Below are 16,088 nucleotides of genomic sequence, written 5' to 3' on the forward strand. Positions count from 1 at the left end.
TTAAGCATTAAGCATTAAGTGCTAAGTGCTTGCTCTAGGTCAGCCAAGATATCGTCAATATGCTCAATGCCTACAGAGAGACGAATCATCTCTGGTGACACACCTGCTTGCTTTTGTTCCGCTTCGCTTAATTGACGGTGTGTTGTAGAAGCAGGGTGACAAGCGAGAGATTTTGCATCGCCAATGTTCACCAAGCGCTTGAATATTTGTAGCGCATCATAGAAACGAACACCGGCTTCATAACCATCTTTCAAGCCAAAAGATAAAATGGCAGACGGCTTACCTTGCATGTATTTTTCAGCCAGCGGATAGAACTCAGACGTTGGTAAACCAGCGTAGCTCACCCAACTCACTTTCTCATGTTGCTGAAGGTACTCTGCTACTTTTAGTGCGTTCTCTGTGTGTCGCTCCATGCGTAGCGACAACGTTTCTAGACCTTGCATTAGCATGAAGGCATTCATTGGCGACAGTGCTGCCCCCGTATTACGCAGTGGAACCGTTCGAGCGCGGCCAATAAACGCGGCTTCGCCAAAGGCTTCTGTATACACCACACCGTGGTAAGAAGGTTCTGGCTGATTAAATACTGGGAAGCGATCTTTGTGCTCTGCCCATGGGAATTTGCCTGAGTCGACAATCACGCCACCCAATGTTGTTCCGTGACCACCAACGTATTTGGTGAGTGAGTGCACCACAATATCAGCACCAAAATCGATAGGTTTACACAACACAGGTGTCGCCACCGTGTTATCGACAATCACAGGTACACCTTGTGCGTGAGCAAGCTCAGCCACACGTTCTAAGTCGATGATATTACCTGCTGGGTTGCCGATACTTTCGCAGTAAACCGCCTTGGTTTTTTCATCAATCAGTGCCGCTAAGCTTTCTGGTTTGTCGTCTTTGGCAAAGCGAACTTCTATCCCTTGGTTTGGCAGCATGTGAGCAAATAGAGTGTAAGTACCGCCGTAAAGCTGAGGCGTTGAAACGATGTTATCACCGATTTGTGCCAACGTTTGAATGGCGTAGTTGATCGCCGCGCTGCCCGCACTCACCACTAAGCCTGCAATACCACCCTCTAAGGCCGCCATGCGTTTTTCCAACACATCATTGGTTGGGTTCATTATGCGAGTGTAGATATTACCTGGCACCGCAAGGTTAAACAGGTCGGCGCCGTGTTGTGCATCATCGAATTCGTAAGCAACGGTTTGGTAAATAGGGGTCGCAACTGATTTGGTTGTTGGATCAGTTTCGTAGCCGAAGTGAATCGAGAGTGTTTCGTCTTTCATGTGTCTTCCCTGAACGATTGAATTATCTATGTACTCTCATATTGCCGATTTTTTTATAAAAGAAAAGTACTGTTTAGTCACTGGGAGAATTCTGGGGGAGTTGTTTGTGAGCAGGTATGGTTATTACATAAAAGAAAACTGCATGACTTTAGCATAAAGGGGAGGGAGATTATGCCTGGAGCAATGTAGTGCTCAACAAATCCGGGTACTGATCAAAGTAGATTTTTGTCATCTACTGGTGACGCCTCATCATTTACTCGATGAGGCTGTGCTGATTGTCGTAACTCATCAGGTAATAGTTGATGCCCTTTTTATCTTAACTTTAAGCTCTGTGAATAAGTGTGCCTGGGAGTTCAAAACATAATATTGAGATCTGCACTCTCTCTGAGTTCGGGGATTTGTGAGGTGGAATCCGAATTGATGACAATGACTAGGATATTTTAAGAATTACTGCCGCAATGGATACTAGTCCCTGTTGGAATACAAAGAGCGCCGTTGGCCACACAGCCAGATAGATAGAAACATATTACAACTAAGATTATTTTTTTCATGCTGATGGGGAGTCCTTTTAAGATGAAAGAGTAGCGCTTCGTTTTCGTTATATAGGCACTAAGGAGCTTGTTAATTAGTAATAGTACAGGCTGATAAAAGCCCAATAAGCGGTTAGAAGTATATCGCGCAATTATGATACGTGGGTAACTCTTTCTTTAGAGTTATAACGGATCGCTTTAGTTCACTATTTCGGTTAATAGATCTTTAAAGTGCTGGATAATAGAGCTGGGCCTGTAATTTCAATCGTGCCTTTACTCATACGTTCGACATAAAGCATTCATTATATTTTTGTTGTTTTTGTCGAGCAGTTTTTGAGATTCGGCTCTGGTGCTGAGATCTAGCGCTGAATCATACTGTACAGATGAGAGAGCTTACTGATTGTCAATATCAGCCTGAGATAGATTTACGGGTTCTGCGGTGATTAGATGGAGTGTTTCAGTGTTACTAATTGAATCGTGCTTACAGGAAGTAATCGAAGACTGGATATGGAAAGGATTAGAAAAGATAAAGGCCCATGAATTTCTTCATGAGCCTTATCGGAATTTGGTGGCCCCTCCCAGATTTGAACTGGGGACCGAACGATTATGAGTCGTGCGCTCTAACCACTGAGCTAAGGGGCCGTAGGGCATAGATTATAGGGGAAGCATTCATTGGTGTCTAGACACTATGAGGGGCAATTCCGCTTACATCTTAGCCACTTAAATCATACAGGCACAAAAAAGGTGAGCCAACGCTCACCTTTTTTATTTTATGCTTAAAAGCTAACCACACTAAAGCGTGTAATTACTCGTCTAGGAAGCTACGCAGAGTTTCTGAGCGGCTTGGGTGACGAAGTTTACGCAGTGCTTTTGCTTCGATCTGACGGATACGTTCACGAGTAACGTCAAACTGCTTACCCACTTCTTCTAGAGTGTGGTCAGTGTTCATGTCGATACCGAACCGCATACGCAGTACTTTCGCTTCACGAGGCGTTAGGCCAGCAAGAACGTCTTTAGTTGCGCCGCGTAGGCTTGTTGCCGTTGCAGAATCTAAAGGCAGTTCTAGCGTTGTATCCTCGATGAAATCACCTAGGTGCGAATCTTCGTCGTCACCGATTGGTGTCTCCATTGAGATTGGCTCTTTAGCGATTTTCAGTACTTTACGGATCTTGTCTTCAGGCATTTGCATGCGCTCAGCCAGTTCTTCCGGAAGTGGTTCACGACCCATCTCTTGTAGCATTTGACGAGAGATACGGTTTAGTTTGTTGATCGTTTCGATCATGTGAACCGGAATACGGATAGTACGAGCTTGGTCGGCAATCGAACGAGTGATTGCTTGACGGATCCACCAAGTAGCGTAAGTAGAGAATTTGTAACCACGACGGTATTCAAACTTATCTACCGCTTTCATTAGACCGATGTTACCTTCTTGGATTAGATCCAAGAATTGTAGACCACGGTTTGTGTACTTCTTAGCAATCGAGATTACTAGACGTAAGTTCGCTTCAACCATCTCTTTCTTCGCACGACGAGCTTTCGCTTCACCGATAGACATACGACGGCTGATATCTTTAATGCTTTGAACAGTAAGAGACGTTTCTTTCTCGATCATATCCAGTTTTTGGATTGAGCGACGGATATCGTTCTCGTTACGTTTGATCTTTTCTGCGTATGGCTTGTCTGAAGCTAATACTTCGTCTAACCATGCTTCGCTAGATTCATTACCCGTAAATAGAGCAATGAAAGATTTCTTCGGCATTTTGCCGTACTCAACCGTTTGACGCATGATTAGGCGTTCTTGAGTACGTACGCGATCCATCGAAGTACGCAGTTCGTTTACTAGGTAATCAAACTGTTTTGGCGTTAGACGGAACTCTTTGAATACGTCTTGCATCATTGTCGTTGCAAGTGTCGCTTTCGGGCTTTCGTGGCCGTATTCATTGATTGCTAGTTGACGGTTTTGGTAGCTAGTGCGAAGTGCTGTGAACTTCTCAAGAGCAAGCTCAGGGTCAATACCTGTATCTTCCTCTTCTTCTTCCTCGTCGTCTTCTGCTTCTTCTTTGTCTTCGTCTTCTAGATCAGTTTTAGCAAGTTCTGAACCGATGTGAGTCGCCGTTGGCGCAGCTGTGCCATCGTCGTCTGGGTCAACAAAGCCATTGATTAGATCTGTTAAACGAATCTCTTCAGCGAGTACGCGGTCAAACTGTTCCAATATGTATGGAATAGTGCCTGGGTACTCAGCTACAGATAATTGTACAGTATTGATACCATCTTCAATACGCTTCGCAATGTCGATTTCGCCTTCACGAGTCAGTAGTTCAACTGTACCCATTTCACGCATGTACATACGAACTGGGTCAGTTGTACGGCCAATCTCGCTTTCTACGCTTGAAAGCGCAGCAGCTGCAGCTTCAGCTGCATCTTCATCTATATTGGCATCGTCATCATTAAGTGCTAGATCATCAGCGTCAGGTGCAGTTTCTACTACCTTGATACCCATGTCGTTGATCATTTGAATGATGTCTTCTACCTGTTCAGAATCCACGATTTCTGCAGGTAGGTGGTCGTTTACTTCGGCGTAGGTCAGATAGCCTTGTTCCTTGCCTTTAATAACAAGTAATTTAAGCTGTGACTGCGGATTTTGATCCATAGATGATATCCAACTTCAGGTCTGGTGAAGGACGTTGCATTCTCAAATGCAAACCAATTATGTTAACAAATTTATTAAATGCTGACTAATCAAACAGGGTTACGCTTTTAGATCTCGCATTAAAGCGAGTAGCTCCCTTTTTTCTTCGGCTGATAAACCGACACTTCTTGCTTTGGCCTGCAGGTTTTCAATTTGTTTTTCAACGCACTGGGCAAGGATATTGTCCAATGAGTCTAAAAATATGTCTTCTTGATTGTCTTCGTCGAGGGGGATTTCCCAGCTCGCGAGACGAGACAGAAGTGCCTCATGTTTGTTCTCTCGCCAATGTTCTAATAATTGGCCTGTGCTGATATGGGGGTTCACTCGGCAGATATCAAGTACTTCGACGAATAAACTTAGTCCAGGCAATTGTAAGCCTTTGACACTTGATAAATCCGGTACCATATCAGCATAGCTCGGATTTTGGATAAGCAAAGCGATAACTTCTCGCATTGGAGTGCGTTTCAGCTCTTTATGCGGTTGAGGTTTATTGTCGTTGTTAACCTTTAATAAAGCATTTAGAAACTTTTGAAGTTGGAAATCACTCCACCCCGTACCTAAAGCGAGCTCTCGCCATAAATATGCTTTTAAAGAAGGGTCTTGAGTCTTATTTAGCAAAGGGGCTGCATTGGTAGCAACATAAGTTCCCCAGCGTCGGGAATCAGTATCGGGAGCTTCTTTTTTTATCTCAGTTAATAGAAAGTCAATTAACGATTCCGCATTCTTAATTTCATTTTCAAATGCGCCTTTCCCATTTTCTCTTATGTAGCTATCAGGATCATCACCATCAGGTAGGAATAAAACTTTTAGTACTTTATTCGCATTAAGGAACTCTAATGCGTTTTCCATAGCTCTTCGTGCGGCTTCTCTGCCAGCACGGTCACCATCGTAACAACAAATAACAGTATTAGTTTGTCTGAATAATGTTTGTAGTTGTTCTGTGCTTGTTGCTGTGCCCAGTGATGCTACCGCGTAATCTACACCATATTGCGCTAATGCTACGACATCCATGTAACCTTCAACCACAAGTATTTGCGGCGGTTCACGGTAGGCTTGCAGCACTTCATAAAGGCCGTAAAGCTCTTTACCTTTATGGAAGATAGGCGTTTCTGGTGAGTTGAGATATTTTGGTGTGCCGTCTTCTAATACACGACCACCAAAACCAATCACACGGCCACGACGATCGCGAATCGGGAACATTACGCGTCCACGGAATCGGTCGTATCGGTTACCTTTATCGTTCTCAATTAACATACCGCCAGTCACGAGCATGTCTTGGGCTTCTTTCTGTTGGCCAAAGTTCTTACGAACTAAGTCCCACTCATCGGCCACATAACCAATGCCAAACTTCTGGACGATTTCGCCAGAAAGACCACGATTCTTTAGGTAATCAATCGCAGGTTTGTTGGCCGATATTTTCAGTTGAGAGCGGTAAAAATTACTGATGCCGCCCATCAAATCGTAGAGGTTACGTTTTTGTTCGCTGTTGGCTCTTGGTGCCGTGGATATTTCACCGCTGCGCTGTTCTCTAGGAACATCAAGGCCTAAAAATGAGGCAAGTTCTTCAATCGCTTCAACAAAGTCGAGACGTTCGAACTCCATAATGAAGTCGATGGCATTGCCATGCACGCCACAGCCAAAGCAGTGATAAAACTGTTTTTCTTGACTTACGCTAAAAGAAGGGGTCTTCTCGTTGTGAAATGGACAACAAGCGCCATAGTTTTTGCCTTTTTTCTTAAGTTTCACGCGTGCGTCCACAATATCGACAATGTCGAGACGCGCTAGGAGATCATCGATGAAACTACGCGGGATGTGTCCTGCCATAAAACCTTAGAAAAATGCACTAACTGAGAGTGTGGATAATAATAGTTTGAATAGGTTACAGATACAAACAAGCCGTGCGTTCCGAAGGATTGCACGGCTTGTTGCAATTTGATTTGGGATTAAGCGAGTTTAGAACGAACTAAACCACTAACTTTACCCATATCTGCACGCCCTTGAATTTGTGGTTTCAAGATAGCCATTACTTTACCCATGTCTTGCATGCCCGCAGGTTGAGCTTCTGAAATTGCGCTATCAAGTAGTGCAATAACTTCTTCTTCAGTTAGCGGCTGAGGCATAAAGCCTTCAAGTACCGTAATTTCTGCTTTTTCCACATCAGCAAGATCTTGACGATTTGCCGATTCATATTGAGCAACAGAATCGCGACGTTGCTTAACCATTTTAACTAATATAGCAATTATGTCGTCGTCGTTCAGAGTGATCCGTTCGTCAACTTCACGTTGCTTAATTGCTGAAAGAGCTAAGCGGATAGTACCAAGGCGCGGTTTGTCCTTGGCTTTCATCGCTAATTTTTGCTCTTCTTTGAGTTGTTCAATAAGAGCCATAACTCAGTCCTTATGGATTAAGTTATTAGTACAGACGAACGCGACGTGCGTTTTCGCGAGCTAGCTTTTTAGCGTGACGCTTTTGAGCTGCTGCTTTAGCGCGTTTGCGAACTGTAGTTGGCTTTTCGTAATGCTCACGACGACGCACTTCAGAAAGGATACCTGCTTTTTCACAAGAGCGCTTAAAACGACGTAGTGCAACGTCGAACGGTTCGTTTTCACGTACTTTAACTATTGGCATATGCCTTTCACCTCAGGGGTTATTCATTATCGCTGGCTACTCAGTACCAAATCAGAGAAGTTACCCATCGAGCTAACTCTCTATTCGCGTTTGGCCATTAACCAGCTTGATCAAAAATGGTGCGGAATTTTAATCCGATCACAGTGGCTTTGTAAAGCACTTTGTCGATTATAGTCTGTACAATATTTGTTTGAAGAGCTTAGGCAGGGTAATATTGCGCTAATTTCCCATTTTAGACGAAAGCGTGCCGAGAAAATTATGCGCATTATTGGTATTGAAACCTCTTGTGATGAAACAGGAATCGCAATTTATGATGATGAGCAAGGGCTGCTTTCTCATCAGTTATACAGCCAAGTAAAACTGCACGCCGATTACGGTGGTGTAGTACCTGAGCTAGCGTCGCGTGACCACGTAAAAAAAACCATTCCACTGATTAAAGCGGCATTGGCAGAAGCGAATCTAACATCGAAAGATATTGATGGTGTGGCTTACACGGCTGGCCCAGGTTTGGTTGGTGCATTGCTTGTGGGCGCAACGATTGGTCGCAGTATTGCTTACGCTTGGGGCGTACCTGCAGTACCTGTTCACCACATGGAAGGTCACCTTCTTGCGCCAATGCTAGAAGACAATCCTCCACCATTCCCATTTGTTGCTCTGCTGGTTTCTGGCGGTCATACCATGATGGTAGAAGTGAAAGGCATTGGTGAATACCGAATCCTTGGTGAATCGATTGATGATGCGGCGGGTGAAGCGTTTGATAAAACCGCGAAGCTAATGGGCTTAGATTACCCAGGTGGTCCACTGCTATCTCGACTCGCAGAAAAAGGCACGCCAGGTCGTTTTAAGTTCCCACGTCCGATGACCGATCGTCCGGGTCTAGATATGAGCTTTTCGGGCTTGAAAACGTTCGCGGCAAATACCATTCGTGCTAATGACAATGATGACCAAACTCGTGCTGACATCGCTTATGCGTTCCAAGAAGCGGTTTGTGCGACCTTGGTAATCAAGTGTAAGCGTGCGTTGGTAGAGACGGGTATGAAACGTATCGTGATTGCTGGCGGTGTGAGTGCCAACAAACAACTACGAGTTGAGCTTGAAGCATTGGCCAAGAAAATCGGTGGAGAGGTGTACTACCCACGCACTGAGTTCTGTACAGATAACGGTGCGATGATCGCTTATGCGGGCATGCAGCGCCTGAAGAATGGTGAAACTGCTGATTTATCTGTCCATGCCACACCGCGTTGGCCAATTGACCAGCTTGAGCCAATTGCTTAACCAGTAGCAATCGTTCAACGAGAAACCGTCGATCAACTAGAAACCGTCGATCAACTAGAAACCGTCGTTCAACAAAAGCTAAGCGCAGAATAAACCAGTGTGTTTCGATTAACGGTCGCCTCTTGCGGCCGTTTTTATATATCGCCGTTTCATAAGCTCAACAATATTCGTAGATAGAGATTAGGGAAGAAAATGAACAAGTTCACAGTAGACAATCAATCGATGGCGTATCTAGATGAAGGTCAAGGCCCTGTTGTAGTATTAGGCCACAGCTACCTTTGGGACAGTGCAATGTGGCAGCCGCAGATCGATGCATTAAAAACTCAGTATCGCTGTATTGTTCCAGAGCTTTGGTCTCATGGTGAATCACAAGCCGCGCCGAACTCGATGCGTAACTTAAAAGATTACGCTCAACACATGTTGGATCTACTTGATCATTTAGAAATCGAAGAGTTTTCCGTAGTAGGTTTATCGGTTGGCGGTATGTGGGGAGCTGAATTAGCGGAACTTGCACCTGCACGTATTAAATCTTTAGTTCTAATGGATACCTTTGTTGGTTTAGAACCAGAAGTTGCTCATGCTAAATACTTCAGCATGTTAGACACCATTACTCAAACCAAGATGGTTCCTCAACCGATTGTTGAAGCGGTTGTTCCATTGTTCTTTGCAAATGATGCTCAAACAAACACGCAAGCTTTAGTGGAAGGCTTTACTCAGAAATTATCAAATCTTAAGGGTGAGAACGCTGAAGAAGTGGCTCGAATCGGTCGAATGGTGTTTGGACGTCGCGATATGATTGAAGCAGTAGAGAGCTTTGCACTGCCGGTTTTGATCGCTGTAGGGCAAGAAGACAAACCACGTCCGGCACTTGAGTCATACCTAATGCACGACTGTATTACGGGCAGTGAATTGGTGGTGATTCCTGGAGCAGGTCACATTAGTTCGCTAGAGCAACCAGAGTTTGTGAACACAATGCTGAAGACGTTTTTAGATAAGCATCTGCTGTAAGCAATGAAAGAACGAATGGTATTGACCGAATTAGACTAGCGTCGGTTCAAACGTATCTTAGTTTAAAAAATGGTTCGGCTTAGACATAACAGTTTAAGCCGATTTTTTTTGCCCGAGTTTTGGTTCGCTGCCATCGAGTAGGCGGCGGATATTCTGATGGTGACGTAGAACGATCAAACAACACAACATGGCCACAGGCAGTGTGTATTGAGGTTTAACTAACCAAGCGTAGAAAGGTGCGAGCAACACAGTAATCAGTGCAGCTAAAGATGAATAACGAAACAAAAATGCCACAACCAACCAGGTCGCCATGATCATGCCTGTTAGATCGAATCCAATTGGGGCGATAGCTCCGAGTGCGGTTGCGACGCCTTTACCACCTTTAAAGTGAAAAAATATTGGATACATATGACCAAGACAGGCTGCGATCGCCACAACACCTAAAATGATGGGATCGATCTTGAGGTAGTAGCCAAGCCAAACAGGAATGGTGCCTTTAAGCATGTCACAAAGCAGGACGGCCGCAGCGGCGCCTTTGCCACCCACGCGAAGCACATTGGTGGCTCCGGGGTTATTGGACCCCACAGTTCTTGGGTCAGGAAGTCTTAAGACTCGGCATATCAAGACCGCACTAGAGATTGAACCTAGTAAATAGGCAGCAATAATCATGATGAGTGCCAATGGGGTCATGTTTTTCCTTAAACAGTTATAAGCCTAACGATGGGAAAATAATGCTCAATCTAAGAGTAATTGATATCATATCTGGAATTACGCAAATAATACGTTTTTTTCCCCGATATGGGTATCCGACCTCTAAAAGGACAAGTCATGGCACTGGATAAAGTTTTCATTGAACAGCTAGAAGTAATTACAACGATCGGTGTTTACGATTGGGAACAAGAGATTAAACAAAAACTTGTGCTTGATATTGAAATGGCTCATGACAATCGCCCAGCAGGTAAGAGTGATGATGTTGTCGATGCTTTGGATTACTCGACAGTCAGTACAGTTGTGCTTGACCATATTGCTAATGGCCGATTCCTATTGGTTGAACGTGTGGCAGAAGAAGTCGCTGAATTGATTATGACTCAGTTCTCAGTGCCTTGGATTAAAATCCGTTTAGCGAAGCCTGGCGCAGTACCACAAGCAAAAGCCGTGGGTGTGATCATCGAACGAGGCCAAGCATGACAATAGCCTATGTTGGTGTTGGCACGAACATAGACCGCGACAAGCATGCAAGGGTGGCATGGACAGAGCTTCAAGCATTAGGGACTAACCTTAAATGCTCTAAGATCTATCACTGTGAGCCTGTAGGGTTTAACAGTCATCCGTTTTACAATTTTGTGGTAGAGATCGACACATCACTCCCATTGACTGAATTTTCACAACAACTGCGTAAAATTGAGTTCAAGTGGGGGCGCTCTCAAGATGCACATAAGCTTCAAGATCGAAAGCTCGATCTTGATATTGTGTTGTTTGGAGAGGTGGTATCAGAGAGCGACCCAGAATTACCACGCAGTGATATCTATAAATATCCTTTTGTAACACAACCACTTTATGATCTTTGTCCTGCGAGAGTGATCCCGCAAGATGGACGAACCGTCGGTGAAATATGGCAGAAGATGCAGCAATTAGACACACTCTCTGTCGTAGATATAACACTATGATTTTTAAGGTAAGTAATGAGTTATTTTGAAGCGTTTATGTTGGCGTTGGTGCAAGGCTTTACTGAGTTTTTACCTATTTCCAGTTCTGCACACTTAATCCTTCCTTCGGCTGTTTTAGGCTGGGAAGATCAAGGCTTGGCTTTTGATGTGGCGGTCCATGTCGGTACTTTGGCAGCTGTCGTTATTTATTTCCGCAAAGAAGTGGTCTCTCTGTTGAGTGCATTCTTTGGTTCAGTATTTAAAGGCGATCGCAGTAAAGAAGCGAAGTTAGCGTGGATGATCATTCTTGCGACCATTCCTGCGTGTATCTTTGGTTTGTTGATGAAAGATATTGTTGAGCTGTACTTGCGTAGCGCGTGGGTTATTGCAACGACCACCATCATTTTTGGCCTATTGCTTTGGTGGGTGGATAAGAACTCAAGCCTGCGTGATGACGAATACCAAGCGGGTTGGAAAAAGGCGTTGTTTATTGGCCTTGCTCAGGCAATGGCGATCATTCCGGGAACGTCTCGTTCTGGTGCGACGATTACTGCAGCGCTTTATCTTGGTTTCACACGTGAAGCGGCGGCTCGATTCTCTTTCTTAATGTCTATCCCAATCATCACTCTGGCTGGTGGTTACTTAGGCTTGAAGTTGGTGACAAGTGGTGACCCAATCCATGTTGGTACTTTACTGACAGGCATCGTGGTGTCTTTCATCAGTGCTTATATCTGTATTCACTTCTTCTTGAAGCTTATCTCTCGTATGGGTATGACGCCGTTTGTTATCTACCGCCTGATTTTAGGTTTTGGTCTATTTGCTTTCTTGATGATGCAGTAGCGCTCGACTTACGAAGGCAAATGTTTCGTCCTACAGATTGAAACGGAAAAACCCGCTTAGTTGCGGGTTTTTTAATGCATGGTAACCAGCGTTATTACGATTAATTATCTGCGAGTTCTAATAGGGCAATCTCAATCGCGGCAGCTCTGCGTCTCTCTTGCTCTTCTCGAATATCTTTACCTTGAAAACCATCGGTAATAATGGCTTTAACTTCGACTTGAAGTGCCGCTTGGTAAGCCACTTCAAAACGCGCTTTTTGAGGATACGGCTGATCCTCTAATCCTTTTCGGCCTGCGTGATCGGCTTGGCAGCAAAGCAGTATATCGTCGAGTCTATCTGGCTTACGCCATACATCGAATTTGTTGAGAACCTTGAGAAAGGTGGTTGGTTTTAGCTCGCCAGCACGATGGATATTAGAATGCTGCTCGCACACTAACAACGCGAGGTCTCTGAATTCATTGGGCACTCTGACTCTTTCACACAGCTTCTTAATGATATTTAAGCCTGTATGGCAATGCATTTTGTGGCTTGGCCACTCGCTTTCTGGCGTGACGCCTTTACCTAAATCATGTACTTGAGCGGCAAAGCGTACTGGCAATGACTGGCTTAAGAGTGCTACTTGTTGAGCCACCATCAGAGTGTGGATGCCCGTGTCGATCTCTGGGTGCCATTTTTCAGGTTGAGGTACGCCAAATAGAGCGTCAATCTCAGGTAAAACAACCGCCAATGCGCCACATTCTCTTAAAACGGAAAGGAACACTTCAGGGTGCGGTGTACTAAGAGATTTATGCCACTCTTGCCAAACTCGCTCTGCCGTAAGGTGTGCGAGTTCACCAGATTGCACTATCTCACTCATCATCACCATAGTTTCTGGGGCAACGGTAAAGTTGAGATGGTGAAGCTTGGCAGCGAAACGAGCTACACGCAGTACACGAAGCGGATCTTCAACAAAGGCATCCGAGACGTGCCTTAGAATGTGATCAGAGAGATCTTGCTGGCCGTGGTAAGGATCGTGCAGGTTGCCTTCGTCATCTTGAGCGATGGCGTTGATCGTTAGATCTCGACGCATCAGATCTTCTTCTAGGCTGACATCCGGAGCGAAGTAACATTCGAAGCCTGTGTAACCTGAACCAGATTTTCTCTCAGTGCGAGCCAGTGCGTGCTCTTCTTTGGTTTTTGGATGCAGGAAGACCGGGAAGTCTTTACCCACCGCAGTAAAGCCAAGGCTTTCCATCTCTTGAGGGGTACTGCCGACCACGACCCAATCTCTATCATAGCTATCAATATTTAGCAGCTTATCGCGTACCGCACCGCCGACGAGATAGCGTTGTAGCCCATTCTCTTTTGGTAGGCTATCGAATATTTGCAACTTATCACCTCGAAATGTTTTATCACTGCTGGACTTTACTGAAAGCAATGGTACTTTCCATTAATCGTAATTATAGGGCAGCACATGTATAAGGAATATTTTGGCTTCGTTGAGATGCCATTTTCGATTGTACCAAATTCTCGTTACTTGTTTTTGAGTCAGCGTCATCAAGAAGCGATGCAGAACCTACAAGCCGGTTTAGGCGAGGGCGGGGGCTTTGCAATGCTTACTGGTGAGGTAGGTACAGGGAAAACTACGGTCGCCAAGGCAATGCTGTCCTCTCTCGATAGTCAGACTCAAGCTGGCCTTATACTCAACCCTACGTTTTCCAATTCAGATTTACTTGAAGCTATTTGCGATGAGTTTGAGGTCGAATACCCTGAACAAGCGTCGTTGAAACAGTTGAGTCAGGCAATTCATCACTTCCTGTTGGATAGCCATGCTGAAGGTATTCAAACCTTATTGGTGATAGATGAAGCCCAACATCTCGCTGCCGATGTGTTGGAACAGCTGCGCCTTCTAACTAATTTGGAAACCGACAGTCGTAAGCTGTTAAAAGTGCTGCTGGTTGGTCAACCGGAATTGCAGCAACATCTACAAACCACGCAGCTACGTCAGCTAGCGCAGCGCATTACTGGTCGCTATCATCTATTGCCTCTTAATACAGAAGAAACCGGCAAGTACATCGCGTTTCGTTTGGAAACCGCGGGTGGCGAGCAGATGTTGTTTTCGAATCGTTCAATCAAGCTTATCGCTCAATATACTCATGGAATCCCAAGGCTCATTAACTTGGTGTGTGATAAAGCGTTGCAATTGGCTTTTCATGATGGTGATAAATTACCGAGTAATGAAACGGTTAACCGAGCTTGTCAGCAAATCATGTCCTTTCAGGCCGATGTGTATCACGTAGAAAAAACTCGTGCTACTCATGTAGCGCCCAAATTGCTCCAATATGCGGGGATTGCCACATTAAGTGTCGGCCTTGCAATCGCGACCTTTAATTTCGCCCCAACCTATATTAGTTCATGGATGCCTACAGATACTTCCGGTGAAGTGAAAACGGAAGTAGCGGCGCATACTCAACGCTCACTTGTGGCTGAAACTCCGACACTGGTTGATACACCTATATCGGCTCAAGAGCTCAAGGCTTCGAAGTTTGCACTACCACAAGATGTTCAGAATCACTTAAGGCAAGGGAATAATCAAACGCTTGCAATTAGGGACCTATACACGCTTTGGGGGTATGAATCTTCGCTTCGTGATTGGCTATGTTTGGGTGAACAACAAAGTGTATTTGTATGTGAGCAACATCAAGCCAATTTAGAATATTTGATTGAACTTGGAGTCCCCGTAGTTCTTAATCTGGAATTAGGTCAAGAACCTGTGTTTGCTGTACTTTATGGTGCGTCTGAGGAGTCTGTTGAGCTCCTAGTCAACGAAAAGCTATTGATGATGCCTAAGCGCACCTTAAAACAAATTTGGCAAGGCAATTACATCGCGATTTGGCAGCAGCCGTTAAGAGAGACCCTGAAAGAGGGATATCAAGGTGAGGCGATCGTGTTACTCGATCTGCTATTGTCTGAAGCATTGGGTGAGGATATATCGGGCAGTGATGTTTTTGATAATGAGTTAAAAATGAAAGTTGAAGCCTTCCAGGTTTGGCAGGGGATGTCTGTTGATGGCATCGCAGGAAAACGCACATTGGCAAGATTGCAAAGATTGGCCCAACTCAACTCTCCCGAGTTGATGTCATTAGAAGGAGGTGAAAGCTAATGTCACGTATTATGCATGAGCTTAAACAGTCTTCTAATAATAAACCTAGTTTTAAAGGTTACCAAAACCATCATGTGCCTAGTTCTGCTAGAGGGATTAGCAACAAACGAGGTTCATCGTTAGCAATGGGACTACTTCTTGTCTTAGTACCTTCTTTGTTGGTGGGCGGCGTTCTGGCTTACCAGTCGTATAATCAACAGCAGCAAGGCTCGGCTAGCCCCGTAGCTCTGCCTGAATCAAAGCTTCAATCAAACCTTGAGCCTCAAATTGCTGATGCTGACATAGCCAGTGTGGATACTGGGTCAGTGGATACAGACGATGAAGGATTATTCTCTGTTCGCTCGGCACCGGCAAGCACACCCTTGAAAGCACTACCGCGCCAAGAGATACATGCAAAGATGGACACTGAGATCTATAATATCGCTAGTGGCTCAAAAGCGAATGTAGATAATAGTAATCAAGCTGCAACGAATTTTGAGCCATTATCTATTGAACCGCCAGTTCAACCAGGAACGAATAATGATAATGGCATGCTGCAATCGGACCGTGATTTACTCAAAGGGTTAGACCTTACCGAGTTGCCAACCGATTTAGCATTGAAGCTTGAATCCATCATGGGTGACCAACAAAGCGCACCTGAACCTATGGATTCTAGACCTGTGGGGAACTTGGATCCTCAGATCATAGGTTTAGAGACGCACGGTAATCGATTATCTGGTGTATTACCTAAGTTAGACCTACAAACTCACATGTACTCGAGTAGCGAAACCAAGCGTTGGGTAAAAGTGAATGGGCACGAAGTTGCTCAAGGGGAGTGGATCGAGCGGGGTATTCAGTTGCTTGAGATTAAACCACAATCGGTAATCATTGAATTCAATCAGCAGAAAATAGAAATCCCAGCGTTGTATGAGTGGAAAGGTTAGTAATATCGATATTACTTACTGTGATTGATGTTATCGCTTAGCGCTGTGACTAGAATGATAAATCCAGACAAATAAAAAGGAGCACCTCGGTGCTCCTTTTTGATATTCGATACTGAACCTACTG

Annotated in this window: 14 protein-coding genes and 1 tRNA gene; 7 read left to right on the forward strand and 8 right to left on the reverse strand. The window is 44.7% G+C overall.

Annotated elements, in window-relative coordinates; all coding sequences use genetic code 11:
• Positions 1-14: 14 nt before the first annotated feature.
• From AB4407_RS14925 to rpsU, 6 genes are all read right to left on the reverse strand, one after another.
• Positions 15-1,283 (reverse strand): O-acetylhomoserine aminocarboxypropyltransferase/cysteine synthase family protein, encoded by a 1,269-nt coding sequence (locus tag AB4407_RS14925; RefSeq protein WP_016790933.1) that lies wholly within the window; start codon positions 1,281-1,283, stop codon positions 15-17.
• A gap of 1,096 nt (positions 1,284-2,379) precedes the next feature.
• Positions 2,380-2,455 (reverse strand) — tRNA-Ile (locus tag AB4407_RS14930).
• A gap of 163 nt (positions 2,456-2,618) precedes the next feature.
• On the reverse strand, positions 2,619-4,463 hold the full coding sequence (gene rpoD / locus AB4407_RS14935; RefSeq protein WP_017106853.1) for an RNA polymerase sigma factor RpoD: 1,845 nt from the start codon (positions 4,461-4,463) through the stop codon (positions 2,619-2,621).
• Between the two features lie 99 nt (positions 4,464-4,562).
• On the reverse strand, positions 4,563-6,326 hold the full coding sequence (gene dnaG, locus AB4407_RS14940; RefSeq protein WP_372121109.1) for a DNA primase: 1,764 nt from the start codon (positions 6,324-6,326) through the stop codon (positions 4,563-4,565).
• 119 nt (positions 6,327-6,445) lie between these two features.
• Positions 6,446-6,889 (reverse strand): GatB/YqeY domain-containing protein, encoded by a 444-nt coding sequence (locus tag AB4407_RS14945; RefSeq protein ID WP_372121110.1) that lies wholly within the window; start codon positions 6,887-6,889, stop codon positions 6,446-6,448.
• A 25-nt stretch (positions 6,890-6,914) separates the two neighbouring features.
• Entirely contained in the window at positions 6,915-7,130 is a 216-nt protein-coding gene (gene rpsU, locus AB4407_RS14950; RefSeq protein ID WP_004396009.1) for a 30S ribosomal protein S21, read from the reverse strand.
• A 258-nt stretch (positions 7,131-7,388) separates the two neighbouring features.
• Here rpsU and tsaD point away from each other — a divergent pair, with 258 nt between their 5' ends.
• Together tsaD and AB4407_RS14960 are read left to right on the forward strand one after the other, a co-directional pair.
• Entirely contained in the window at positions 7,389-8,405 is a 1,017-nt protein-coding gene (gene tsaD / locus AB4407_RS14955; protein ID WP_017098284.1) for a tRNA (adenosine(37)-N6)-threonylcarbamoyltransferase complex transferase subunit TsaD, read from the forward strand.
• A gap of 192 nt (positions 8,406-8,597) precedes the next feature.
• A complete protein-coding gene (locus tag AB4407_RS14960; RefSeq protein ID WP_372121112.1) occupies positions 8,598-9,413 on the forward strand; it encodes an alpha/beta fold hydrolase in 816 nt (271 codons plus the stop codon).
• 93 nt (positions 9,414-9,506) lie between these two features.
• On the opposite strand, the gene plsY is transcribed toward AB4407_RS14960, so the two are convergent.
• Positions 9,507-10,103 carry a glycerol-3-phosphate 1-O-acyltransferase PlsY gene (gene plsY, locus AB4407_RS14965; RefSeq protein WP_372121113.1) on the reverse strand — a complete coding sequence of 199 codons (597 nt, stop codon included), beginning with the start codon at positions 10,101-10,103 and terminating at the stop codon, positions 9,507-9,509.
• Between the two features lie 138 nt (positions 10,104-10,241).
• On the opposite strand from plsY, the gene folB reads away from it, so the two are divergent.
• From folB to AB4407_RS14980, 3 genes are read left to right on the forward strand one after another with little or no spacing between them, the layout of a single operon-like run.
• On the forward strand, positions 10,242-10,601 hold the full coding sequence (gene folB / locus AB4407_RS14970; protein WP_215515027.1) for a dihydroneopterin aldolase: 360 nt from the start codon (positions 10,242-10,244) through the stop codon (positions 10,599-10,601).
• Positions 10,598-11,080 carry a 2-amino-4-hydroxy-6-hydroxymethyldihydropteridine diphosphokinase gene (gene folK / locus AB4407_RS14975; protein WP_372121114.1) on the forward strand — a complete coding sequence of 161 codons (483 nt, stop codon included), beginning with the start codon at positions 10,598-10,600 and terminating at the stop codon, positions 11,078-11,080. Before folB ends, folK begins: the two co-directional genes overlap by 4 nt.
• A gap of 15 nt (positions 11,081-11,095) precedes the next feature.
• Entirely contained in the window at positions 11,096-11,899 is an 804-nt protein-coding gene (locus AB4407_RS14980) for an undecaprenyl-diphosphate phosphatase (protein WP_004735967.1), read from the forward strand.
• Positions 11,900-11,999: 100 nt separating this feature from the next.
• On the opposite strand, the gene AB4407_RS14985 is transcribed toward AB4407_RS14980, so the two are convergent.
• On the reverse strand, positions 12,000-13,316 hold the full coding sequence (locus AB4407_RS14985) for a multifunctional CCA addition/repair protein (RefSeq protein ID WP_372121115.1): 1,317 nt from the start codon (positions 13,314-13,316) through the stop codon (positions 12,000-12,002).
• A 36-nt stretch (positions 13,317-13,352) separates the two neighbouring features.
• On the opposite strand from AB4407_RS14985, the gene AB4407_RS14990 reads away from it, so the two are divergent.
• Positions 13,353-15,041 carry an AAA family ATPase gene (locus AB4407_RS14990; RefSeq protein ID WP_372121116.1) on the forward strand — a complete coding sequence of 563 codons (1,689 nt, stop codon included), beginning with the start codon at positions 13,353-13,355 and terminating at the stop codon, positions 15,039-15,041.
• On the forward strand, positions 15,041-15,964 hold the full coding sequence (locus AB4407_RS14995) for a general secretion pathway protein GspB (protein WP_372121117.1): 924 nt from the start codon (positions 15,041-15,043) through the stop codon (positions 15,962-15,964). Before AB4407_RS14990 ends, AB4407_RS14995 begins: the two co-directional genes overlap by 1 nt.
• Positions 15,965-16,088 lie beyond the last annotated feature (124 nt).

The sequence above is a fragment of the Vibrio sp. 10N.261.46.E11 genome (assembly GCF_041472735.1).
In the GTDB taxonomy this organism is placed as follows: domain Bacteria; phylum Pseudomonadota; class Gammaproteobacteria; order Enterobacterales; family Vibrionaceae; genus Vibrio.